This is a genomic window from Agrilactobacillus fermenti, from assembly GCF_047943045.1.
GTDB lineage: Bacteria > Bacillota > Bacilli > Lactobacillales > Lactobacillaceae > Agrilactobacillus > Agrilactobacillus fermenti.
Genome location: NZ_CP181347.1, coordinates 549,152 through 573,351, shown reverse-complemented (window position 1 = coordinate 573,351; position 24,200 = coordinate 549,152). Strand labels below are relative to the sequence as shown.

At 39.9% G+C, this 24,200-nt stretch carries 26 protein-coding genes and 1 riboswitch; of the genes, 7 read left to right on the top strand and 19 right to left on the bottom strand.

Going from position 1 to position 24,200, the window contains the following annotated elements; translation table 11 throughout:
• Nucleotides 1-837: a MurR/RpiR family transcriptional regulator gene (locus ACNAN0_RS02760; protein WP_416353794.1), complete on the top strand. Its 837-nt coding sequence runs from the start codon at nt 1-3 to the stop codon at nt 835-837.
• Between the two features lie 331 nt (nt 838-1,168).
• On the opposite strand, the gene ACNAN0_RS02755 is transcribed toward ACNAN0_RS02760, so the two are convergent.
• From ACNAN0_RS02755 to ACNAN0_RS02745, 3 genes are read right to left on the bottom strand one after another with little or no spacing between them, the layout of a single operon-like run.
• Nucleotides 1,169-2,197 (bottom strand): Eco57I restriction-modification methylase domain-containing protein, encoded by a 1,029-nt coding sequence (locus tag ACNAN0_RS02755; RefSeq protein WP_416353793.1) that lies wholly within the window; start codon nt 2,195-2,197, stop codon nt 1,169-1,171.
• Entirely contained in the window at nt 2,194-5,457 is a 3,264-nt protein-coding gene (locus tag ACNAN0_RS02750; RefSeq protein ID WP_416353792.1) for a DEAD/DEAH box helicase family protein, read from the bottom strand. Before ACNAN0_RS02750 ends, ACNAN0_RS02755 begins: the two co-directional genes overlap by 4 nt.
• 2 nt (nt 5,458-5,459) lie before the next feature.
• Nucleotides 5,460-6,368, bottom strand: coding sequence for a restriction endonuclease (locus ACNAN0_RS02745; protein ID WP_416353791.1), 909 nt, complete (start codon nt 6,366-6,368; stop codon nt 5,460-5,462).
• Between the two features lie 320 nt (nt 6,369-6,688).
• Here ACNAN0_RS02745 and ACNAN0_RS02740 point away from each other — a divergent pair, with 320 nt between their 5' ends.
• Together ACNAN0_RS02740 and ACNAN0_RS02735 are read left to right on the top strand one after the other, a co-directional pair.
• The gene (locus tag ACNAN0_RS02740; protein WP_416353790.1) at nt 6,689-6,919 is read left to right on the top strand and encodes an antitoxin of toxin-antitoxin stability system; all 231 of its coding nucleotides are present in this window, start codon (nt 6,689-6,691) and stop codon (nt 6,917-6,919) included.
• Nucleotides 6,897-7,256 carry a type II toxin-antitoxin system PemK/MazF family toxin gene (locus tag ACNAN0_RS02735; protein WP_416353789.1) on the top strand — a complete coding sequence of 120 codons (360 nt, stop codon included), beginning with the start codon at nt 6,897-6,899 and terminating at the stop codon, nt 7,254-7,256. The genes ACNAN0_RS02740 and ACNAN0_RS02735 overlap by 23 nt, the downstream gene beginning before the upstream one ends.
• A gap of 76 nt (nt 7,257-7,332) precedes the next feature.
• Here ACNAN0_RS02735 and ACNAN0_RS02730 read toward each other — a convergent pair whose 3' ends face one another.
• From ACNAN0_RS02730 to ACNAN0_RS02700, 7 genes are all read right to left on the bottom strand, one after another.
• Nucleotides 7,333-8,223 (bottom strand): sialate O-acetylesterase, encoded by an 891-nt coding sequence (locus ACNAN0_RS02730; RefSeq protein WP_416353788.1) that lies wholly within the window; start codon nt 8,221-8,223, stop codon nt 7,333-7,335.
• 158 nt (nt 8,224-8,381) lie between these two features.
• Nucleotides 8,382-10,910 carry a M1 family metallopeptidase gene (locus ACNAN0_RS02725; RefSeq protein WP_416353787.1) on the bottom strand — a complete coding sequence of 843 codons (2,529 nt, stop codon included), beginning with the start codon at nt 10,908-10,910 and terminating at the stop codon, nt 8,382-8,384.
• Between the two features lie 156 nt (nt 10,911-11,066).
• On the bottom strand, nt 11,067-11,783 hold the full coding sequence (locus tag ACNAN0_RS02720) for an endonuclease/exonuclease/phosphatase family protein (protein WP_416353786.1): 717 nt from the start codon (nt 11,781-11,783) through the stop codon (nt 11,067-11,069).
• 115 nt (nt 11,784-11,898) lie between these two features.
• Nucleotides 11,899-12,312 (bottom strand): YjdF family protein, encoded by a 414-nt coding sequence (locus tag ACNAN0_RS02715; RefSeq protein WP_416353785.1) that lies wholly within the window; start codon nt 12,310-12,312, stop codon nt 11,899-11,901.
• A gap of 156 nt (nt 12,313-12,468) precedes the next feature.
• Entirely contained in the window at nt 12,469-13,227 is a 759-nt protein-coding gene (locus ACNAN0_RS02710; protein WP_416353784.1) for an aminoglycoside adenylyltransferase domain-containing protein, read from the bottom strand.
• Nucleotides 13,228-13,258: 31 nt separating this feature from the next.
• Complete coding sequence (locus ACNAN0_RS02705; RefSeq protein ID WP_416353783.1) at nt 13,259-14,731, bottom strand: MFS transporter; 1,473 nt, start codon at nt 14,729-14,731, stop codon at nt 13,259-13,261.
• Between the two features lie 62 nt (nt 14,732-14,793).
• A complete protein-coding gene (locus ACNAN0_RS02700; RefSeq protein ID WP_230913595.1) occupies nt 14,794-15,078 on the bottom strand; it encodes an ArsR/SmtB family transcription factor in 285 nt (94 codons plus the stop codon).
• A gap of 106 nt (nt 15,079-15,184) precedes the next feature.
• On the opposite strand from ACNAN0_RS02700, the gene ACNAN0_RS02695 reads away from it, so the two are divergent.
• Nucleotides 15,185-15,466, top strand: coding sequence for a hypothetical protein (locus ACNAN0_RS02695; protein WP_230913596.1), 282 nt, complete (start codon nt 15,185-15,187; stop codon nt 15,464-15,466).
• Nucleotides 15,467-15,857: 391 nt separating this feature from the next.
• On the opposite strand, the gene ACNAN0_RS02690 is transcribed toward ACNAN0_RS02695, so the two are convergent.
• The 5 genes from ACNAN0_RS02690 to thiS are packed head-to-tail and all read right to left on the bottom strand — an operon-like array spanning nt 15,858 to nt 20,007.
• Nucleotides 15,858-17,099, bottom strand: coding sequence for a dicarboxylate/amino acid:cation symporter (locus tag ACNAN0_RS02690; protein ID WP_416353782.1), 1,242 nt, complete (start codon nt 17,097-17,099; stop codon nt 15,858-15,860).
• A complete protein-coding gene (locus tag ACNAN0_RS02685; protein WP_230913601.1) occupies nt 17,096-18,301 on the bottom strand; it encodes a Zn-dependent hydrolase in 1,206 nt (401 codons plus the stop codon). Before ACNAN0_RS02685 ends, ACNAN0_RS02690 begins: the two co-directional genes overlap by 4 nt.
• 50 nt (nt 18,302-18,351) lie before the next feature.
• Nucleotides 18,352-19,128, bottom strand: a complete 777-nt coding sequence (locus ACNAN0_RS02680) for a thiazole synthase (RefSeq protein WP_230913602.1) — start codon at nt 19,126-19,128, stop codon at nt 18,352-18,354.
• 12 nt (nt 19,129-19,140) lie between these two features.
• On the bottom strand, nt 19,141-19,788 hold the full coding sequence (gene thiF / locus ACNAN0_RS02675) for a sulfur carrier protein ThiS adenylyltransferase ThiF (protein ID WP_416353781.1): 648 nt from the start codon (nt 19,786-19,788) through the stop codon (nt 19,141-19,143).
• Between the two features lie 21 nt (nt 19,789-19,809).
• Entirely contained in the window at nt 19,810-20,007 is a 198-nt protein-coding gene (thiS, locus tag ACNAN0_RS02670; RefSeq protein WP_416353780.1) for a sulfur carrier protein ThiS, read from the bottom strand.
• A 132-nt stretch (nt 20,008-20,139) separates the two neighbouring features.
• Nucleotides 20,140-20,233, bottom strand: a riboswitch (TPP riboswitch).
• Between the two features lie 149 nt (nt 20,234-20,382).
• Between thiS and thiE the strand changes: the two genes are divergently transcribed.
• Nucleotides 20,383-21,012 carry a thiamine phosphate synthase gene (thiE, locus tag ACNAN0_RS02665; RefSeq protein ID WP_416353779.1) on the top strand — a complete coding sequence of 210 codons (630 nt, stop codon included), beginning with the start codon at nt 20,383-20,385 and terminating at the stop codon, nt 21,010-21,012.
• A 154-nt stretch (nt 21,013-21,166) separates the two neighbouring features.
• On the top strand, nt 21,167-22,144 hold the full coding sequence (locus ACNAN0_RS02660; RefSeq protein WP_230913606.1) for a toxin Cry1Ac domain D-VI-related protein: 978 nt from the start codon (nt 21,167-21,169) through the stop codon (nt 22,142-22,144).
• A 90-nt stretch (nt 22,145-22,234) separates the two neighbouring features.
• Here ACNAN0_RS02660 and ACNAN0_RS02655 read toward each other — a convergent pair whose 3' ends face one another.
• The 3 genes from ACNAN0_RS02655 to ACNAN0_RS02645 form a co-directional block, all read right to left on the bottom strand.
• Entirely contained in the window at nt 22,235-22,420 is a 186-nt protein-coding gene (locus ACNAN0_RS02655) for a hypothetical protein (protein ID WP_230913607.1), read from the bottom strand.
• Nucleotides 22,421-22,505: 85 nt separating this feature from the next.
• On the bottom strand, nt 22,506-22,826 hold the full coding sequence (locus ACNAN0_RS02650; protein ID WP_230913608.1) for a YrdB family protein: 321 nt from the start codon (nt 22,824-22,826) through the stop codon (nt 22,506-22,508).
• Between the two features lie 18 nt (nt 22,827-22,844).
• Nucleotides 22,845-23,240, bottom strand: coding sequence for an NAD(P)H-dependent oxidoreductase (locus ACNAN0_RS02645; RefSeq protein ID WP_330166085.1), 396 nt, complete (start codon nt 23,238-23,240; stop codon nt 22,845-22,847).
• Between the two features lie 65 nt (nt 23,241-23,305).
• Between ACNAN0_RS02645 and ACNAN0_RS02640 the strand changes: the two genes are divergently transcribed.
• The gene (locus ACNAN0_RS02640; RefSeq protein ID WP_230913609.1) at nt 23,306-23,593 is read left to right on the top strand and encodes a hypothetical protein; all 288 of its coding nucleotides are present in this window, start codon (nt 23,306-23,308) and stop codon (nt 23,591-23,593) included.
• A 78-nt stretch (nt 23,594-23,671) separates the two neighbouring features.
• On the opposite strand, the gene ACNAN0_RS02635 is transcribed toward ACNAN0_RS02640, so the two are convergent.
• On the bottom strand, nt 23,672-24,154 hold the full coding sequence (locus tag ACNAN0_RS02635) for an isochorismatase family protein (protein WP_230913610.1): 483 nt from the start codon (nt 24,152-24,154) through the stop codon (nt 23,672-23,674).
• Nucleotides 24,155-24,200 lie beyond the last annotated feature (46 nt).

The window sequence follows — 24,200 nt, the reverse complement described above, 5'->3', positions numbered from 1 at the left end:
ATGCGCGTCGAATCGCGAATCCGTCAACTATTCAGTACTTTTGGCCCAACAAGTCAGATCATTGCCAATTATGTGATTGAAAACCCAGAAGCATTCGCAACTAAATCCATCAACGAACTGGCTAATGACCTTCAGGTTTCCACGGCATCAATCTCGCGCTTTGCCAAGGCCATTGGGTTTCCTAATTTTTCTAAGATGAAAATTGCCCTCTCAAAAGATTCCACTGAAACAAATCAATTTCATCCAATCGTAACGGGAGATACAGCTTTAGATGGTGCCCGCAAAACAATTTCAGCTAATATTTCAGCGTTGAACAACACGCTAGACTTCATGAGTGATCCACTCATTGACCAAGCTACCCAGTTGTTACGTTCTGCTGATCATATTGGCTTATTTGGCTTGGGTAGTTCTAATGTGATTGCTCAAGCGGCTTATCATTCTTTTTTACTATTACCCGTCAATCTGATTTATCAAAATGACTATCATATGCAACTGATGAATGCGAGTCTGCTAACAAAAAAAGATATCGCGATCGCCATTTCCCATACAGGAAATAACGCCGATATCTTAGCTTTAACGGATATTTTTCAACAGAATCAGGTGCCAATTCTTGCCATTACCAGCTTTCCTACCTCACCATTGGCTCGGTTGGCAGATATTTCGTTCTTCTCCACCTCTGAAGATACGAAATACCGACCGGAAGCCCTGATCTCTATGACTGCTCAATTAGGCATCATCGATGTTCTTTACACGGAATTAAATCGTAAATTTGGTGGCAAATCTACGCAGCGCTTGCGGAAAGTTAGAAGTGCTATTCAGAAGAAACATCGTGGTTGAGGTAGGGGTAAAGCTGAACCCTGGGTAAAAAAATTGGAGTTACTGCAAAAATGGAGTTAATTACTGATTTTATACTTTCGGATGTTGGTGGATATCATTCCACTTGCACCCTATTTTTATACCAATTTTGAGATACAAAAAGGAACACCATGTTCCTACGTTCCAATCAAGTCGACCAAAACTAATTGAAAGAAGGATGAATAGATGATGTTCAAAAATTCTAATATAATTAAAAATGACAAGTAATAACCCATTCAATCACTCTAAAACTCTGTCTATTATTTGATTATACTTCTATATAATAAATGAATTCTTTACTTTGAAATCAATACTATTTCATTTCTGAAATAGTGTCTGTTATGAAAAGCACTTCTTCACGATTTAACCCGTATTTTTTGAATAATTGTTTATCAATTTCTGAAATAGAACTTTGCCAATTAATATCTGAAGCTGAAGTAAAATCTTGCAACGGTACTTTAGACCAGACCTCTTTTGTCTTATTACCTTGGGTAACTTTTTTAATACCAAGCATTGTTCGTGCAAACTTCGTTTTTAAATACTTTACTAAATTATATGCTGTTTCTTGTTCACTAAATGCTCCAAAAGAAATAAAGGTTTCGGTATAACCTTGATTTGGTTTTTCAACTATTGGTGCTGCTAATACTTCTCCTAGACGACCGGAACCATTGGAACTCGAAACCAATACTTTATATTTGTCAATATTTGGGTGTGACTTAAGATAGCTACGACGCATCCATTTGAATACTCGAGTATTGTTTTGTCTACCCAAAATTTGTACATAGTCTCTCCCGTCCTTTGGCTTATCGTCATAAAAAATTTCATGTAAATTTTTAAACACAGATGAAGTTAAATACCGCATAGATCCACCAGATACACGCTTTTTCAGTTCAGGATTTTCTTCCCACAACGTGGAATCATACCTATAACTGGTATTGCTAAATAAAATTTGATTAATTGATTTAAAATTGCTATTTATAACTTTCTTTAAAATTGTATTCAATTCTTCATGATTAGTGAAAAAACCGATTGGTCCAACAGTCCTCTCAGCGTCACGATATAAAATAACTATTCCTCCCTTAATATCTGTATTCGGAAATAATTCTGATGCTGATGCATTAAAATACGTAACTTTAATATGAGGATCTGAAATCATCTCTTTATTCCATTTTTTTGGAGTAGATCCTACATTAAATAAAAAACGAGCAGGTGAGACTATGCAATACTTCTCTCCAATTTGCTTTGCAAAATCATAAAAATAATTATAAATTGCCGGTTGTTCTCCTCGATTATTAATATTGTCCTGATATGGCGGGTTCCCGACTACTACATCAAACTTCATTTGCTTTTACCTCCAAATAACTCATCGCATTTTGCCTCAAAATCACCTTCCCCACGAGCGAAAGGAGTCGTATCAAGGAATACAATATGTGAATCATCAATGTTCTTAGCCTTCTCGTCAAACCCAAAGATGAAATTATGGGCAATGTTATATATAATTTCGCTTGGTGCAAAACCATAAACTTGGTGCTCTAATATGTGTTTTAACCGCTGGTCATCATCAGGAATTTGTTCTTTCAAACTAATATAGAGACGTTTAACAATTTCAGTGATATATAATCCCGATTTCATATATAAATCAACAAATGTCTTATTAGGATCGGTAAAATCTTGTGGACTTTCTGCCTGTAACTTATCGATCATCATCTTTACGACATTTCTAGGCGTAAAGATTTGATTAGTTTGTTGTGGTGGAATGTAGTCAAAGATATCCTCTTTTTGGCTCTCATCAAAGTAATTAGCTAATTCTTGACGCTTATGCAAAAATTCTTGAACAGATTCATCAAAAACAACTTCGTCAAAAAATTTAAATTCATCACGTAAAGCGCGAAATTGATCCAAGTTAATACCGGTCACTTCTTTAAACACTTTATTTTCAATAATCGTGTCAAATGAACTTAGAGTGGTTGTCTTTTCACCATAGGCCATCAAGAACGAAGGTATGGTACGAGCAAAACCGCGCAGACGTGCACGGATATCATCTTCAACGGTATTCTTCTTCTTGTCTTCAGCCTTTTTCAAAATGGTTTCAGTTGATCGTTGAACTAATTCCTGTGTCTTAGTTTCAACGGTAGCCGTTACGTCCTTTTGAAAATCATTGTTAATCTTTTGCTTTTTAGCTTCATAGTTAGCCTTGGCCTCATCAATTTCTTCTTGATTGTTCTGTGACTCAGCGACAACTTTCTTATACTCAACTTCTGCCTCAGTTTGTTTAATTTCGGCCTGCTTTTGAACTACTTCTACCTCTCGAGCAATGGCGTTGGCATTTTGTTGTGCAATTTGTTCACCCACTTTTGTAGTCAAACCGTTTTTCTTGGCCAAATTTTTTATGATATCTTGAGTGCTTGCCTTGAATGCATCGGCAATCTTAACAGAAAGTTCTGTTTCCGCCGGATCGTCTGCGGTATCGGCAACATTCTGCATAGTTCCATAGACTTTAGGGCCAAAGTGAGCGCTAGTAGTTTCAACTACTGTTTCTTGCTCGACTATAGCATTCCCATTATCATCAACTTTAATGTCTTTCGTATCAATTGGCTTTTTAAGCTTACGTGGTGTAACCTTGCCCTGATCAACCGGATTCAAGTGTTCCAATATCTCACGTGCGCCAGCAGACGCAAAAATACCAGAGATGTTTTGAAATAGTAAGTTTGACATGAATCCACGACGAACCACTTCCTGTGCCTTCACCGTTTTAGGAATTGTCAGCACTTGGTTAACATCCAGTTCAACCATCTTACCTTCGTTATCTTCAGCGATAACTGGGAAGAAATTCAACAAGTTACGGATGTTATTCTTACGGTCTTCAGATGTACCATCACCATTGGCAGTCTTAGGACTAAGATTATTGGCAAAATCATCATAAATCGTCAATGTACGTTCTGGTGCAAAGTCAAAAACATATGCTGTTTCTTTCCGATGTATTTGCCCATCAATCTCATAATCCCATGGATTTTGAGCACGAAATGCCGCCTGCATATATAAACTTGGTGATTTTATATTAGAAAGCATCAATACTGCTGTCCATTCAGGAACAGTCACCCCTGTTGTTAACTGTCCAACTGACAAAGTAATCGTCTTATCATAATTTTTTATTGCCTCACGGACACGGTCTAGTGATTTTTGGTTAATTGTTTGGTCGTCATCATTTGACTTGCCATCCCCGGCTGCTAAGATAATTTTATAGTTTTCAAAAACAGGGTCATTCTTCAGCAACTTCTCTAATGCTTTCGCACTAGCAACTCGATTTAATAGCCAAAAAGTATGCTTAAGTTCGTTACGCAACTTTGGTGTAGAGAATGGATACTTTTCATTGTGCGTTAATGAACCGAGCCACTTTTTGATATCAGTTTCATGAACAAATTTACCGGCATCATTCGTTTCGAAGAACTCATTTAGATCGAAAGCATAATCAATATTATCGCCATCAATCTCAGCACCTTTATTTACTTCATCTACAATCATCTGGCTCATCTGGTATGAGAACATACTCAAACGTGGTAACTTTTCATATGGATTATTTTCTTCAACATTCACCGGCCAATCTTGCTTGGCTTCTTGTTCGTCGGTATAAGTCCAGTTATAGATTTGTTCATCAGAAAACTTATCTTCTGCTAATGCCTTAAATGGTGTCCCCGAAAGGTTCAAAGTAAATTTGCGCTTAATCTGTTCAAAAGCAACATCAGTCTTAAATGTGTCACGACCTTCATGACTCTCATCGACGACTAAAAGGTCCCAAGTTAAGTCTTTAACCCATTTCAATTTATCGTAGCCACCACCAAAAGAGATAGCTCCCTTTAAATCTTGAAGTGAGATAAATGCAATCTGACGTGCATTTTCATTATCGTTAATGGCATCTAAAAATTTTTCACGAGTTAATACCGGACGTTCCTTCAATGAATCAGAAGTTGAAACAAAGAGATAATCCGTCTGCCATGCAATAAATCTTTGAAAATCGTCAAACCATGAATTAGCGATAGCCGGGCGGTTAGTCACAACCAAAACATTAACTGCATCCAATTTACGTACCAAATCATATGTCGTCAGCGTCTTACCAAACCGTGGCTTCGCATTCCACAAAAATTCTCCACCCTTATGAGTTTTTGCATAGGCAAGAGTCATATTAACCGCATCTTCTTGTTCCGTTCGCAACGTATAATTTAATTGCTCTTTTACCTGACTATACTCATTGTTACGAAAATCATCAAAATCTGCATACGCTCTTTTGGGTGTTCCATCGTAATAGAACCACTCCGTTTTTGGCCGCTGTTTAACCCCTTTGAACTTCTTCAAATAGGCATGAAGTTGCTTATCCGTAAACCATTTATCAACATTATTGAACTTCGCAGGTTCAGACCATAATTTGTTATATGGTAAATTCACCGCTGCAGTTTTCGTCTGTTCCAGAATACGGTCATCAACATTTTTTCGTTCCGTATAGCCAATCTTAATCCAACCAACATCATTAGGTATCGTTGGCAAAGTATAAGCATAAATTTGCGGATAGATAGTTTTTGTTGTTTTGATAACTGTGTTATCACTCATATTTATTTGACCCCCTTATCGAAGAATTCCATTTTATTTGTTTTCCAGTTCATCACTTTGACGCGTTTTCCCTTTGAACCACGAGTCTCGAATTCTTCCTTACCCGTAAAAAGGTCAAAGCCAATTGATATTTTTTCTTTTCTTTCACTTAGTGGGATGATGCATTTCATCCCGTCCATTTGAAAAATGTTGTAACTAATGATTTCAGCGATATCTTCAAACAAACCATAAAGCGGTTCTTCAAACCACTTATCGTAATAATAATCACGGTAAGTATACAATAAGTTTTCACGAGCAAGTAATAGTGAATCGCCACTCCATTCAAAACCATAGCTTGATTTAAAGGCTTTTTCTACTAAACGTTGCCATTCCGCTTTATCTTCTACCTCAGCATTAATACGTTTCAACTTACGATCAATAAAACCCACGCGTTCAGTGAACGGAATAATTTCCCCCGTCTCCATGTCATAGCGTGTCGCCATATAAGGTGCTTCGCCACAAGTAATTTCAAGCCACAAACGATTCACATAAGTTTCCAGATCATCATTTTGATAAGCCTTGTCAATCTCATCATTTTGTTTTTTCACAATCCAAGTTGGCGTGAAAACCTCAGCCTTTGACCTAGTCCGTTCTTTTTGTAATTCACGAGATTTCAATGCACGTGGCATAATGAGTTGTCCATGACTTCCAGTTACTAATCTAGGTTTCATTTGAGAGGTAGCAGCATATTCTTTTCGCCCGTATCGAACATAATTTCCATTTGCCCAAATAATATTATGTACTGCCTTAGGCGTTGAGGTAGTGCGATCAATTAGCAAAGTGTCCAATATTTCAGGCATACTTTCACGGAGCATGTTTTCCTGTATGTTTGCTGCACTTATATCTTCGATTTTACGTTTATATTTATCCATAATTGATCCTATTCTTTTTTCTTCTATACGTAGACAGCCCCAATATCATTTTTGATCTGATCATAGAAATTAATCTACTTCTACGAACTTATTCAAGCAACACATAAATCTGGGGCTCTAGTTCAGCTTTAGATTTGTATCCTTCTCCCATTTTACAATTTTCGAGTTCTTCAAAAGTTACTATGTTAATTATATCGTACTATCAATAACGCTGAAAGCAAGCAAAAAAGCACTTCGTTTTTAATCATCTTTTAGTAGATTTAACTATACAGAAATCGCATTTCAGTATATACTTAATATACACAATGGAGGTGCTTGTCATGACTGTAAAAATTCGTAAAGTTGGTAATTCAAATACCCTGACTGTTCCAAACAATATCGAACCAACTGCTAAAGAATATGAAGTTTATCAAGGTCGTGATGGTGTAATCATTTATGTACCTAAACACAAAAATTTATTTCATGATGAAAATTTCATTAAGAATCATGAGTTAACCCAAACTGAAGCCGCCGGAGGGAAATTGATTGGTGCAGAAATCCCCAAAGAATGAATACATTCCTGAGCAGCAAGACATTATTCTAATCGATTTTGATCCATCACTAGGTCATGAGATTCAAAAACGCCGTCCAGCACTAGTTATGAGTAATCAAGGATATAGCAAACTTACCTCGTTAGTTGTCGTGTGCCCAATCACTCACGCATTGCATAATCAATTTCGTAACACGCCCTTCTTTATTCCTATTAATCAGGACTCAATTGATGGCTACATCAACTCCCTACAATTTTTTTCCTATGATTTTAGAAAAAGACATGCTGAATTACTCACAGTTCTGGATACACCATCGTTTTTCCAAGTAAAACAAACAATACTCGATATTCTAAATTAATCAATGCCACTTCAAAAAAAGACCAGCAAAACTAGTTTCCTAGCTCTGTTGGTCTTTTCCTTTTACTATACTTCAATTACCAAGGTCGCTTAGTGGCGACTTTCTTACCTTGGACTAATCCATTATCCACAAAAGCATTGTAAATTTCTTGACCAAAATAAACGCTGCTATCCCGATTAAAATGGAAGTCATCGAGTAAATGACCACCTGACATATCCACGCAATGAACGTTAGGATCTTCTTTGGCAATCTGGCGGATAGCCGCATCCACGGTAGCATCGTACTGACCGGATGTGTGGCTGACAGTGCCACAGAAAATTGGTAAAGTCACATTGCCAACAATCCCTCGGCAATAGGCAAAAACGGTTTTAAGATTACGATAATAGTTGTCAGCCGCAGTTTCTGAATAAGAACGGCGATCAGATTCACCTTGATGCCACAACATGGCACGCACTTCAATTTGATGTTTCGCAGCACTCAAGCACTGCCGAACCAAATCATCAAAATGCTTTAACAGTGAGGCATCAATATCTGGCAAAGCTTCATAATCCACTGTCCAATGATGGACATTATCGCCAGTAGCATCGATAGAAGTACCGCCTTCAGACCATTTCATAACATAAATCTCTTGCTTAGCTAAAGTTGTCAGATAATGGTACGTCACCAAATCAAAGCCCCAACGATCTGAAGAAAGATCTGCTTGGGATAAAGCTGGCGAAAATTGTCCTTGTTCATGACCAGCGGAATAATTCGAACAATAGTGACAGTTGGTCATTGGCAGCTTGATATCACTTGGTAATTCTGCGATGGGCACCCGACCATCAATATTGGACTGTCCGGCTGAAATGATGCCGAATTTCTTTGTTGCATCCCTTTGTTTCGGTGCCGCCCCTTTGATATAAGCTTGTAATGCCGCTACATTTGCTTGTAAACTGGCTAATTGGTTCGTCAGCGTTTGTTCATTCACTTTAAGTCACCTAACTTCATTAGATTTTGATTACGATCAAAGAAAACACTTACATCTCTAATTCTAGAGACTTTAATCTCTAAAACGACCCTTTAAAGTCGATAAAAACCCGTAAAAACTAGCACAATTTTTACGGGTTTATTTATTTTATACAGACACTAGGCTTGCGCAATGGCTTGATTGACCGCAGCTTTTTCAGCTTCAATCAAGTTCACGCGACTTTCAATGACTTTAATATCCATCTTAATTTCACGCGTCAAGCCAGGCGTATTCAATTTTGGTTCAAAGAAAGCTTTGAATTCTGCCAACCGTTCTGGTGTGTGGAAAATACCAGCAGTCACGGTGATATAAGTAGTAAATTCCATATCGCCGCCTACGGTATCTTCCAACCATTGCCAATCATTACGAAGCCAGTCCCAAGCAGCTTGCTGCCCAGCATCATTAGCCAAGACACCACGATACCAGCCGCGTAGATCCTGCGGTTTGATCGTATCAGCATCTTCAAAATGACTAATCAATCGCTGCACTAATTCAGGATCAGTGGTACTGGTCAAAGCGGCACGAATATCAGCTTTGTAGCTGGCATCACTGGTTTGCCGATAAGCAGTTAATAATTGTTCAAAGCGCTCAGCACTACCGTAATTCTTAACTTCATTCCGTAGGACAAACATACGAATATCTGCGGGTAAAGCAGCTAAATCAGCTTTATTCGCAGTAAATAAATCATGGGCGCTGGCAACCGCAGCAGCATTTTTAGCATATAAAGCCGCGCTCAAGACATATGGCCGGGTGAGCTGGTCATCGTTTGATTCTCCGGCTTGTGGCGTCCAACCTAAACGCGCCACTTGGGCTGCACTAAGTTTATCAAATAGAGCTTGTAAATGCTTTTCTTCAGCAGAATCGGGTGTCACGAATTTCTTCAAATTATTAGCGACTTGATATAAAGCCGCATTGACCACATTGGAATGACTATCCGCAAAGCGTGTCAATAACGGCACCACATCGGCGTAAGAGATTTGACCGCCTTCAGCTAATAACCGCTGATCTTGTAACAAGGCCAGTTGATCGATGGCATCCAAATCACTTAAATGGTCCAAAATATCTTGTAATAAAGTAGCGTCATATTTCACAATAAAATGAGAATTGTTACCTTGATTCAGGCGGAATGGTTGACCATTTTCGTCACGCAATTGCGCATAGTCCCCTAAAGTAACTTGCTTGTCGGCCATGATTTTTGGTGCGGCAGCATAGTTGCTATTCAATGGAATCTGCCATTTGCGGCCAGCATCTTGCCCTTGGCCGATAAAGAATTGCTGCTGGGATAACGTCAGCTTGCCATTTTCCACGGCAGCAGTAACGACAGGATAGCCAGGTTGTTCCAGCCAAGAATTCATGATTTCGCCCACGTTCATCCCAGAGGCATCAGCCAAGGCAGCCCAGAGATCCGCACCCTTGGCATTGCCATATTGATGAGCGGCAAAATATTTCTTCAAGCCTTTGCGTAGCGCATCATCACCTAATAAAGCCCGAACCATGACCAGCATCCGTGCACCTTTGGCATAAACGATGGCCCCATCAAACAAGGCGTCAATTTCAGCTGGATCTTCCACAGCCACATGGACCGATTGCACGCCATCAGTCGCATCCCGTTGTAAAGCTGAGGGAACGTCAGAGGTTTGGAACAACTCCCAAATATGCCAATCTGGTTGAATGGCATCGATTGCCACGTATTCCATCATATTGGCAAAACTTTCATTCAACCACAAATCATCCCACCACTGCATGGTTACTAAATCACCGAACCATTGATGTGCTAATTCATGGGCAATCACGGTAGCAACTAATTGCTTCATTTCTAAAGCGGTATTATCAGGATCTAATAATAGGTAAGCTTCCCGATAAGTAACTAACCCCCAGTTTTCCATCGCACCAGCCGAAAAATCTGGTAAAGCTAGTTGCCAAGAATGTGGCAGTGGATAAGGTGTTTGATAGAAATCTTCATAAAATTCGATCGATCGTTTGGCAATATCCAAAGCAAAATCTAATTCTTTAGCTTGGTGTGCCTTTGTCCCGAATACACCAACTTTAACCCCACTCTTAGTCGTGGTTGTTTTGCTTTGTAGATCACCAAAAGCAAAGGCCACCAGATAAGTTGACATCCGTACAGTGGTATCAAAATAATGTACGCCATTTTCAACCTTTTGCTCAGGCATGTTAGCTAGAACTGTCTCGCCTGGCTGTTCATCAAACTTGATGGCTAGATCAAATTTAGCCTTGGCTGCGGGCTCATCGATGCCTGGAAAAGCTTGGCGGGCAAAGTTCGTTTCAAATTGAGTCCCAATGATCTGTTTCTTTTCACCATTGACTTCATAATGGGAAGGATAAATGCCCATCATTGAATCCGTTAGAGGGGCTTTGTAATCAACGACGATCGTGACTTCGCCAGTCTTTGGCACACTAAACCGCACGGCATCGTGGTCATTATCCATCGTAAATTCAACAGCTGCACCATCCACAGTGATCGTATTGATCTCTAAATACTTTTGATGCAGGGCAATTTTTTCAGCTTTAGCATTACCAGTAATCGTTGTCTGTCCACTAAATTGCTTGATACCGCGATTGATATCTAAATAAATGTTATAGTTCGTCGGTTGGAAATATTCATAAAAGTGTGTTAATTCAGCCATGATTTTCCCCTTTGCTTTGTAAGATACGTATATTATACGCTAGAGTGAAGTGTGGGACAAAAGGATAAGAATACAATTCAGATGATTGTTCCCTACGCCTTCCTAGATTTTTAATAATCATATATTCCTTATTTAAAAAAACTTTTGGGCTAAAAATTAATTTTCTACTTCAATTAAAATAGCTGAATGATCTGACAAGTCATCAAAATTATGAATAACTTCAAAATTTTGGATCAATTTATCAGATGTATAGGCATAATCAATGTAATACTTATTTATTTTGCCTCGCCGTTTTTGGCGAAATGTATAATCGGTTTCTTGTCCAAATGGTGTTTTTGAAATTTCATGATATCCACTTGCAAAGTTATACTTTTCCATTAACGTATTTAAATCATCATGATTCCGAAACTTGTGTTCATGATCGCTCCAAATTACGTTACTATTGAAATCTCCCATTATCACTGTGTTTGATTTATTTAACAATAACTTTTGCTGATTGACGTATATAAAACTATATAAGTCTTCAATATACGCTGGTGCGTGGGTCCAGACATTTAGAACATCATATGTACCAAACGTTAAATATTGGTAATATCGCATATCCAAATCAAACAGATTGTTATTTGCTTTAACTCGAATATCGTGATTCAATGAAAAAGCTAGAATACCATTCCTATCATTATGCGTTGTACCATTTTTTGATTCAAAAAGATAATTATCATTTGGAAAATCATCTAAATTTAACCATTTTTGCCCGTTACCTACTTCTTGAATCAGATATAAATCTGCTCTAACTTTAATAAGTTCTGAAAACTTATTTTGTAACCCACCTCTGCAGTTCCAACTCAGTATACGCACTGTCCATTCCCCCACACTTTACTATTACAGAAATACTATCCTCTACAATTATACACAAAAATCGTGATTCTCAGATGTACAGTATCTCTGAAAATCACGATTTTGTTGTATTACCTTAGTTTACCAACAACTAATGTCCCTTATGTTTCTGTAACTTTTTTGCTTGCCTCTGTTGAAACCGTGCCTGTTGTTCAGCTAAGCGATTTGCTTTTGTAGTGTGTCGGCGATCGACGCGTTTGATCTCTCGTTCTGCTTGCATCGCTGCTTGGGCTTTAGTTGAAAGTACTGGTTTCTTACGTAACTTATGAGCTAAACGTTGCTGTCTTTTAGGATTGATATGATACTGCTGTTTTTGCTCAGTAATTGCCGAAACACAGGGTACAGAAGCCCACTCAGCTAGTAACCGCTTATTTACAAAAGCTAATACCTCTGCATCTTTAGGTTCTGGGCCAAAAACATGTTTCCAAACCTGTACTTGTTTAGCACACTGTACTTCAACTAAACCACACCAAAAGCTGCCATCAAAGAAAATTGTTAGTTTCATGATGACCCCTCCTTTTTGTAAATTGCACTGGACGACCTGGAGGGAAGGTTACTGACACTATAAATGTGCTCCCGGACTACCAACCGGGATGTGTTTTTATGCACTGTTATTGTAGAAAACCGCTATCAAGTTGTCAAATAAGATAAAAATCCCACTTCATTCAATCTTTAATCTTTTTAATAAATTTTCTGCAAATCCCACGAGTTCTGATGTTTCAAACACTTGCTTCTGCCCAGTAAGGTACACTTGCAAAGCCTGCTGGATCAATGATCGATACTGGGGTAAACGGCTGCAGCCATATTGCCCGCCAGCAAGTTTAGAAAGAATCAAACCAGCTTCACGGAAGGCAACCGCCCGACATAAATTCAAAATGACATAGACTGGCTGACGGCCAATCATCACCCGAGCATCTGCCAAATCATAAACAATGCTTTGCCAATAGTCAGCATCTGGGACTCGACCAAAAATCCTTGAAATTGCCGGACCAATTAGAACTTGACCAAAATTAGTTATGATTTTCAAATGTGCTGTCAAATCAGGGTCACCCCCATGCATCCGTTGAATATAAGCTAACGGATCTCGCTGATAAGTTTGATAATGCATTTCAGAAAAATGAAATTCAAAAGCAACAGGCGCTTCAAAGTGAACCACTTGTTTGGCTTGTAAAATATGAAATTCGAGTCCTTTACGTGGCGCCAGCGGCCATAATTTTTCTAACGTCCAAGTCATCAGCCGCAATTTTTCACTGGTGGTTAAAGGTCGGCGAACGACGACCAAATAATCTAGATCACTACTCACTTCCTGGTATCCCCCCAAGACATAAGAGCCATGCAAGTAAGTCCCCACCAGATTATCAGCCAAAATCCAACGGTAGCCAAGGCACAGTAGTTTCAACAACCGCGCTGTTCGTGTCATTGACATCATCCCTATCAATTACTTTGTACGATTATTCAACAACTTTTTTATTTTTGTCAACTAGGTTGAGCCAAATAATCAGTAGAAATAACACAACTGCACCTAAAAAGACCCAATGCATGCCAGCTAAAATGATCTGTTGTAAAACATGTAATTCAGACTGACTCAAGGTCAAATGATGTTGTTGACTGATAAATTGATTGACCATAGTAAAGTGAATGCTCGAATATCTTGTCAACGCATGATTAATTGCTAGATTGAACAGCAAGCCGAACACCCCAGTCATAATTGTTTGCCCTAAAGTTCGTCCCAATGTCAACATAGCAGAAGCCGTCCCCAGATGATCTGCTGCTACCACGCGTTGGGCAACTAACGTATTCATCGTAATCACAATGCCCAACCCAGCGCCAGTCACACCAGCAATCAAATAAAAACCAATGATTTTAAAACTGGCACCGGCAAACAACAGCGGTATGTAAACGACTAATTGTAAACAAACAATTGGTAGCGTGATCCGTTTCGGTGACCAGCGTTTGATCAACGGGCCCACAAAAAAGGACGTAACCAGCCACAACACGGGACTGGGCGTAATGGCTAATCCAGCCACCGCGGCGGAAACATGATAAATGGCTTGTAACCAAATCGGAAAATAGGTTTGAAATCCGATTTGAACACCGCTCAGCAATAATGCCGTTAAAATTTGAATGGTAAACAACGGTTGTTTGAATAAATTTAAGGGCATGATTGGCTCTTGCACCCGTTGCTCAACAATATAAAATAGAAAACCACTTATCAGCGTGATCACCATTAAACCGATAATCAACCCTAGTTGTAACTTAACATTCCCTAAATTTTGAAATAAAAGCAACAAACTTAACAACGTGAGCGATAATAGACCAATGCCTGGATAGTCCAGCTTTAGATGTTGTTTTGTACGCGTGGGTTCTTTCAAGCCCACACTGACCAATATTAAAACCAAAATACCTAAAGGAACATTGATAAAAAATACCCAATGCCAGTTTAGTTTAGCCACGATGACCCCACCAACTAATGGGCCTAATAAAGCTGAAATGCCCCAAGCCGTGTTATTTAAGGCCATCATATTCGCCCGTTGCTGATAATCAAACAAATCCGCGATAATCGTGAAGGTGATCGGCATAATTGCGCCAGCACCAATGCCTTGCAGTGCCCGACATAAAATCAAAATGATTATATTAGGCGCCACACCACATAAAAAAGAACCAAGTGAAAAAACAATTAAACCACTGATAAATATTGGCTTACGGCCAATGTTATCGGCCAACTTACCATAAATCGGCGTACTGATTGCCGTCGTCAATAAATAAACAGCAAAAATCCAACTTTGTAGGGCGAGACCATTTAACTGACTGATAATTGTAGGCAAAGCTGTGGTGACGATGGTTGTTTCAACTGATGTCATAAAAGTGGCGATGAATATCGCCGCCACGATCCAAGTGCGTTTGGTCTTTGGTGCTTTAGACAAATTACCGCTTCCTTCGTGTTATTCGATAATTATCGAACTAAGGCTTAAAAATAAACTGGATTCTATAAGGAATCCAGAAAGCCAGGTAAATATTTGGCAAAAGTCTGTTGATTAAGTGATAGATACTTACTCTGTGCTGCTTTTCGAGTATGTGTCAAGCCCACTGCACGCAATAATTTGAAGTGATATGAGACAGTTGACTTGCTAACAGATAACTTCTCGCCCACCTCTCCGCAAGTCATTTCGCGACCACTTTGGTACAAAATTCGAATCATGCGCAATCGATTAGGATCAGACAATACCTTAAATATTTCCGACCTTTTCAAATCTTCTTGTTCGATATTCATAAAACTACCGTACCCCTTTTTGCACTGAGATGCAAATCCAATATTCCCCTTGTTTACAATTAGTATTATGATTAACTTAATAGCAAACGAAATGTGAGGTATCGAGATGGATCTAACCAGAATGCAAATTGCTTTTACCGGTAAACTGAGAACCATGACCCATAAACAAGCCATTGATTTGGCACGTGCTTTAGGGGCTTTCCCCCACAATCGCCCCGTCAAAACAACCCAAGTCGTTATTTCCGGCATTATTGAAAAACCCATGGACGAAGCACTGACTACTGAAAACATGACTTACGCCGAAAACAACGCTTTACAAGTGATCAATGAAAAGGACTTTTTGCTATGGTGCCAGCAGAAAGTCCAAGGTTATTTGAATAATATTTAATTTATTTTGTTATTCGACAAAATGACTCGCCCAAACACCTTTTACCGAAATAACTAAAATACCAGCGATAATTAAAGCAGTCAGCAGCTGTGAAACGATTGCCGAGCGCCTTTTGTCCCACGCTTTTAAACAAAAAAATCTGTTGTTCTCAAAGCCGTTTACCGACTATTAAGAACAACAGATTTTTTAATTAATTAATTAATAACTAAGGTCATTACCCAAATTGGCACCATTACTAGCAATCATCTGTAGAGGCACTTACCAGATCAATACAGCCCAATGGAGTAAACCTGTCAGCTCGACACCATCGGCAATCGCACCCCGTATGGCTTCAATACATATGTATCATACGCCAACAGAATCATGCTTATCCTGGGGCAAAACAGCAAACTTATTTTAAATTTAATTTAGTGGCTGTCTGCCGTTGATAAACCGTCCGATCCAGAGCATTTTCATCTGCCGCAATGGCGATCGCTGTGGTCGTATCACCCACCACATTCAATACGGTACGGAACATACCGGAAAACCAATCGATTCCCGCTAAAATCGCAATCGTTTGCAGTGGCAGGCCTAATGTAGGGACAACGATCGTCAGCGCCACCAAGCCACCGCCAGGAACGACTACCGTGCCTAAACAAGAAATCAAAGCCAGCACTACGACTTGAACCATCGCTCCCGGTGTCAAATCAAGGCCCATCATCTGCGTTAAGGTAACACACGCTAGCGACAGATACATTGCCAAACCGTTACTATTCAAAGCCATCCCTAATGGTAAAACTAACTGGCTGATAGCTTTTCCAACACCTAAACGGCTTTCCGCATCAGCTAATTCCACTGGTAACGAAATTGCGGAAGAGGTCGTCGTAAAGGCCACCAACATAATGCGCGAAAAGCCATTGATCAGGCCACCTAACGGCACTTTAGCATACCAGCTGATGCCCACAAATAAAACGATCAGAAAACTAGCACTGCCAATCCCAAAGGCGACTAAAAATTTAACTAATGGTAAAATCACCTTCAACCCATTAGTAGCGGTTACCCAAGCCATCAGGGCCATGATGCCAAGCGGTGCCAATTTCATGACCAGCATCACTAATCGAATCGTTAGACCATTGATTGCTTTAACAAGTTCTAGGACTTGATCAAATTTACCTGCTGTATTTGCGCGATTAAGCACGATGCCAAATAAAATAGCAAAAATGATCACTTGAATCACATTGCCGCTTGCCAAAGCTTCAAAAATATTGGTGGGGAAAAAACTTAGCACAATGGTACTGATATCCTTCGGTGCCTTCCCTAGGGATCCATTTGCATGTAACGTGGCTAATTTCAATCCTGCTCCTGGTCGCATCATATACCCAATAATTAAGCCTAAAACAGCAGCAATAACGGTCGTAACTAAAAACCAAATCGCTGTTTTTGTACCTAATTTTTTTAATTGGTTCGCTTTGATTTGACCCAAAGACTCAATAACCATGCCAAAAATCAGTAAAACCACGGCCATTTGAATTAACCTTAAAAAGATATTGCCGAAAAGCTGTATTCCCGCAATTTTGGGTCCAAAAACTAGTCCCAAAATGATACCAATTACCATACCAATACTGATCTGCATGGTTAAATTAATGCGTTTCACTTGTTTGTCGTCACTCCTCCATACGCTTGTTCATAAAGACTTGCCGTTAACAATGCTAATCCACGTTCTAAATCTGCCGTTGGTGTGTACTCCGCTGGGGCATGACTGATACCCCCAACACTAGGTACAAAAATCATGGTTGTTCGGGCAACTTGAGCCATGATCTGACTATCGTGGCCGGCACCGGAAGCCAGTTTGCACCAACTAAAACCTAATTTATCGGCTAACTTTTGATGCTCTGTCAGCAGCATCGAATCTAATTCGGTCACTGCTGTTTCCGTCCACTGGCTGATCTCAATTGAAATCCTAGGATTTGTTTCAACCTGTGCCAAATTTTCAACCAAACGGCCATAACTTGTTAGTTCTATCGCATCTGAACTTCGGCAATCCACCGTAAATTGTACCCTGCCCGGAATCACATTAGCAGTATTGGGTAAAACCGCAAATGCGCCCACGGTTAGCGTCAATTGTTCCGAAAAACGGCGGCGTTGTTCTTGTAAATAATGAATTAACATAACCGCTGTTTGCAACGCATCCGCCCGATCAACCATTGGCGTTGTACCGGCATGATTGGCCTGCCCCTTAACCACCACGGTATACCGTTTTTGTCCGACGATGCTTTCAACTAAACCAATGTCGATCTTTTGGTCAAATAACCGTGGCCCTTGCTCAATATGTAGTTCCGTAAAGGTTTCAGGAAGTTGGGGTAGTTCGAATACAACCCCATCCTTGACTAGCTGGGCAACCGCTTGAGCTCGTGCTACTGCAAAACTTAGCCCCTGATCATCATTGATGGTCTCAGTGACGGGTAGGCGCGCATAATGCTTAGAGCCGGTAAAAGTGGCGGGGAATCGACTGCCTTCTTCTTCACTAAAGGCAATTAATCGAAGCGTTTTTTTCGGTTGACCAAAACGCTTGGCTAAATTCGCAATTGCTTCAAGACCGCCAATCACACCGTACAAGCCATCATAATCCCCGCCTTGGCGTACCGTATCCATATGTGACCCGGTGGCAATGATCTGACCGGGAAATTCACGGCCGACTAAATCCAAATAAACAGTACCGTAACGGTCAACAGTCACCCTTAACCCCAACTGCTGCCCCCAAGCAATCAATTGCTGCTGTGCTTGGATCCAGGTTGATGAATAGACCAACCTATTTTGGCCCGATTGTTCACCAGATAAGGCGTTGATTTCAGCCATTCTTCGCGTCAGTTCTGTTGACCTAATTGTCGTAAAAAATCACCGTCCCGTTATTTAGCCGTACTAACACCTGTTAATGGTGAAGAAGCCACAGCACCATGATCGATCACGCGACCAGGCTTAGCTAAATAGGCTTTGCGTCCAGCTTCAATAGCTAGTTTGAATGCTTCAGCCATAAGCGGAATATTGCCCGCTGTAGCCATTGATGTATTTGCCATCACGGCAGCTGCCCCCATCTCCATCGCTTCAGCAGCTTGACTCGGCTTGCCAATTCCAGCATCTACAATAACCGGCACGTCAATCTCATCAATCAAAATCTGAATAAGATCTTTAGTTGCTAAACCTTTATTCGTTCCGATTGGCGCCCCCAGCGGCATCACCGTTGCGGCGCCTGCAGCAACTAATTGGCGCGCGACGTTCAAATCAGGCAGCATGTATGGCATCACAATAAAACCTTCATTCGCCAAAGTTTCAGTTGCCTTAAGTGTTTCATAGTTGTCTGGCATCAGATACTTTTTATCCGGAATAACTTCTAACTTAATGAACGCACTGCCGCTTAGCTCTCGAGCAATCCGAGCAGTCCGAATCGCTTCCTCAGCATTAGTCGAACCAGATGTATTCGGTAAAATGACCACGTCTTTAGGAATATAGTTTAAAATATTTTCTTCAGCGCTGGTATGACGTCGTAAAGCCATTGTAATAATTTGAGCTTTCGCGTGATTCACAGCCGAGTCAATCAAATCATATGAGTATTTACCTGAACCTAAAATAAATCGTGATGAAAAACTATGTGTCCCAATGATTAACGGATCTATTGTTGTAACCATGTCAATGCCTCCTCAAATATCTGTCTTGCCTAAAATAAGCCGTACGATCATATTGGCTTCGTGCCCGGCGGCGATCATGACCCGTGGTGCCATCAAGCCTTCTGTCCCGACACTCGTGCCATCACCCGCAATATATAAATTGGGTCTTGGATGTTTTGTGACCACCGTGTTTGAACTATGTACGCCAGCCATTCCCGTGCCCATAACAATTGGTTTATCGGGATAAAATTCAGTAGCCGCATCCAGCAACATTGCTTTAGCAGCAGGATCATCAAACGCCTCACAAATAATATCTGCCTCTGCGAATAAAGCCGCAACGTTATCATGTTCGATTTTAGTTTGAACTGTTTTGATCTCAATAAAGGGGTTAAATTCCTGCAAATTTTGTTTGAGTGCGATAACTTTGGGTACCCCAATTTGACTCAATTTGAACTGCTGCCGATTTAAGTTACTCAATTCAACCACATCAAAATCAATTAACGTTAAATGTCCAACCCCGATCCGTGTCAGCGCAATCGCAATATTCGATCCCAGGCCACCGGCACCAGCAATGGTCACGTGGGCTGCTGCTAACTGATCGGTAGAATCTTGAACATTTCGTGCTTTCATTTCTTGATAAACAGTTTCAAAAGGCAGCCCTTGAATTTCTGGGTTTTGCATTATTTTTTATCTCCTTTAGCTTTAGCCACCACCAACAAATGAAATCAATTCAAGGTGGTCATTTTCAACAATTTTGACCGTTTCAAAATCAGCGCGATGTACGATTTCGCCATTTTTTTCAACCACAATATTTTCAATTGGCGCTTTTCTTTGGCGCAAAAAGTCAGCAATCGTTAAGCCAACAGCACCAGCTTCACTTTGACCATTCACAATAATCATAAAAAGAACCTCCTTTCTCGTTGATCCGAAAAAAGAGGTTTGTTCGTGTATGCTAGTTAACGCACTCTTGCAAAAAAGAAAAACCCTTCTCTTTTGCAAAAGAAGGGTTTAAAAAGTCAACTAATTAAAGGTACACTTTTAAGTTCGCTCTTCCTTCGGCAGTATGAACTACATCAGGTTCGATGGGTTTGATCTCAGCCTTTATCAGGCACCCCAGACGATATATTGAATTAAATTGAGCTATGTTCTTGCAAGCTCTTTAATATTTATAACTGCTACAAGCATAAAAGTCAACCACGAAAATTATTTGTATACTTTTGATTAAAGTTCGTTTACAATAACGTCACATTAAATCAATCAGTGGAGGCGTTTCACATGAAACTTACCAAACACCCATTATATCTGGTTACCGATCAAACGAATCTGACCTATACCCAATTTTTGGCGGTCATCACTCAAGCCTGTCAAAATGGGGTCTCGCTAGTTCAGCTTAGAGAAAAAGATCAATCTAGTCGTGAGCTGTATCGAATTGCGCTAGAGGTAAAACAAATCACTGACCAGTACGAAATTCCTTTGATCATCGACGACCGTTTAGATATTGCCCAAGCCGTTGATGCGGCTGGTGTTCATTTAGGTCAGAGTGATCTGCCGGTTGATGTTGCTCGGCAATTGTTAGGCCCTGATAAAATCATTGGTGCGACAACTAAAACGCTAGCTCAAGCACAAACAGCCGAAAAACTAGGCGCTGACTATTTAGGTGTTGGTGCGATTTTTCCGACAAAAACGCATGTTAAAACTGTCCCGACATCGGTGGCAACTTTAACAACAATCCGCCAAAATGTTCAAATTCCTGTCTATGCCATTGGCGGCTTAAAAGCTGACAATTTACAGGTATTGGCGCCAGCCCATGTTGCTGGTGTTGCCGTTGTTTCAGCCATCATGCAAGCCCCAGACGCTGCCAAAGCAACGCGAGACTTAAAAGCAGCAATTGCAAACGTTATTTGATGAACTAGCATGATCAAAATGTTGAATTATATTTAAATTAATTAATTAAGTGCCAATAAATTGTTTAAAAAAGATATTAGTAAAATTACTTATTTATTTTTTCTCATATTTCTGTATAATTTTATGTGATCTATTTCATTTAAGGAGAGGAAGTATGATGAAAAATCACTTTAATTTGGGGAAATTTAAAGCGCCAAAATATTGGGTCAGTTTTATTGGTATCATAATACTACTGCTTTTATTAAAAGGTTTCGTTGGAATTATTACATTGATTGCGGGCATAATTGGTTTAATTAGATATCTAATCAAACGACATCACGCTAAGTCTGCAAATGATCAAATTACACATCGGCCAATATATCAACAATGGTGGTTATACTGCTTAATTCTAACGCCATTTTTATTAGCAGCTACCCAACCTGCAACACCTAAAAAAGCGGCGGTTTATTCGAGCCACCAGAGCGTCCGCACCAGCCACAATAAATCAACTCGCGAAAAATCCCAACTTGCGAAAGCCAGACAAGACGTCAGCTTTTTGTTTGAAAAAGAATACTCTGAACTATTGGGTGGTACAACGCAAGATGAAATTAGCCGTGTCAAAACTGAAGTTGAACATCTACCTGCTAGCAAATCAAAGCAGGAATTATTAGCTCATGTCGTTAAGGCAGAAAAATTATGGCCGAAGTTTCACGAAAAAGAACAAGCCAACCTTAAAGCTTCTAAAGAATCAAAAGCTGCAGTTGCAGCAGCACAAAGTAGTCGTAAATTAGCAGAATCTCAAAGTAAACAGGAAGCAGAGACTAAGGCAGCGGAAGCTGAAAGTCAAAAGGCAGCCGCAGAATCCCAGTCTAAAGCACAAGCTGTCGCTGCTTCACAACAGGCTGCAGCTCAGGCACAACAAGAAGCACAACAACGTCAGGCACAACAAACACAGCAACAGCCAACACAAGCCACCAGCTCACCTCAGGGTGATATGAATACTAGTCAAGCCGGTCAAATTGTTGGTAATGCTAGAAGCCATATTTACCATGTTCCAGGTCAAGCTGGCTATAATATGAATTCTGCCAATGCTGTCTATTTTAATAGCGAACAAGAAGCACAAGCTGCTGGCTATCGAAAATCGTTAAGATAGTAAGATTAATATATATTAAAAAATCTCTAGATCACTGGTATTACCAGCATTCTGGAGATTTTGTTTTTAATAAAAGTTAAAGGTAATTCACTATTTCTGTTCAAGTCGCTTCAATTTTGCTAAGGCAGTCTCGTCCAAAAAGAAATCAACCTTCCCGGTTTCAAGGTCAACTTCCGCTTTCACTTCAACGCCACGCGGAAAAACGTTTGTCGAATTAGCCTCGATTTTAAGTGGAAAGCCCGTACCATAAGTCATAGTACCGTACACCTTTTTCATAGTTATGCGCCCTTTCTTTTCAAAACCTATGATTCCTAGATTTTAAATGAGCTGTTCAACGATGTACAGTAAAAATTATGTAAATTTAAAGCCTATGATCTAAGATGGCATTCACTCCAGCGATAAGTCCATAGCTGATACCAACAGTGGGCGCTAAATTTAAAAATGAGAGCATTGCAACGCCGCCAAATAGACTAGCTTCTGTTACCACACGGCCTAATGATTTAAAACGTAACACCGACTGAGGCGCCATGAAGCGTGCCCAAAATAAAACTAACCCTACTGGTAAGACAATACCAATCAAGAATTTGAGCGGTAGTTGAGAAAATTTAAGTCCAGACAAAACTAATAAAATAAGCGTTGCAATTTCTACAAGAAAGCGGATAGCATTATTGATTGGCTTCATGAAAATAGGTCTCCCTTTTTAGCTTGCCATAATATTTAAACGCTTGGATAAATCACTAAGATATGCCTGTCGCTTAGACAAACTTTGTTTACCAATACTACCAAAGTTTAACCAACTTGTATTTTTAATACCCATCTGTTTGACTGAAGCCTTAAGAAAAACAGATTTAACCGCGTTCCCGCAAAATAATTTTAAATACCAAGTAGGTGAGGTGGAAGTGGTTATGATCGTTAGCTGCTGAATCTTAGTCAATAGCCCTTTCACACCAGTTTTTGTAGCTCGATAGGCAAAGTTCATTTTCATAACCTTGTCAAAGAAGCCTTTCAGCATGCCTGGCAGGTCGTTCCACCAAATTGGTGTGATAATGATGACCTTGTTGGCTTGCTGTAACAGTTCCTGGTAATGCTCGACTATATGAGAAGGCTATTATTAGGCAATATTTTACACTTTCAGATCAAGCATCAAAAGACCCGATCGCATTGAAGAAAATTATCGACTTTTTTGCCGAAGGTGCTACTATTACCGCTGCGGACGGCTCAAAGATAACGACACATAAGCAACTGGTAGATTTCTTTCAAAAGTTTTTCCACCGTAATCAACAATTAAAACACATCTTCAAAATATCAGATCAAGATGAACACTATCAAACGGAATGGGCAGTTGCGGGTCAAAAACAAGACCACACCCTGTTTGCGCTACATGGATTTGATACGTATACCTTTAACGCCAGCCACAAAATCAGTCAACTCAAAGTCACTGTCCTTTGAAAAATAAGCCTTAATTGAACAAGCCACGTTCAATTAAGGCTTATTTAAAGAAGTGTTTGACAGATTCTAAAAATAGATTCATCTGATTTTAGCAAACGCCCCTTGCCAAATTCGCTCATGATAAGCAATAGCCTGAGCTGCAGTTAGCTCTGGCGTATCGAAAGTTGAATGCATGCCAGCTGTCAGCCACATCTGAAAACCCAGGTGGTGTCCCACGCGTAAAGCTGTGTCAATACAATACTCTGTTTGCAGCCCGCAGACTTCTATGTCGGTGATTGCTTGATGCTTTAAATAAGCTGATAAACCAGTCTCATAAAATGAATCCGTGTGATATTTCAAAAAAACATGATCTTGTGCTTGCACGTCAAGTTGATCACAAAATGCCCAAGCTTTCGAACCGTATGGCATTGTTTCATCCGTGTGCTGCATGAAAATAATTGGTAACTGCTGTTGCCTATATTGTTGTATCTTCTGATTAATTTTACGTACTAAGTCATCAAAATGCCAAGCTTCAGCTAAACCATTTTGAACATCGATCACTAACAATGCTTGAGGTTTCAAAAAGACACATCCTTTAGGAATATTTGAATTATCTCCAGCATACGCC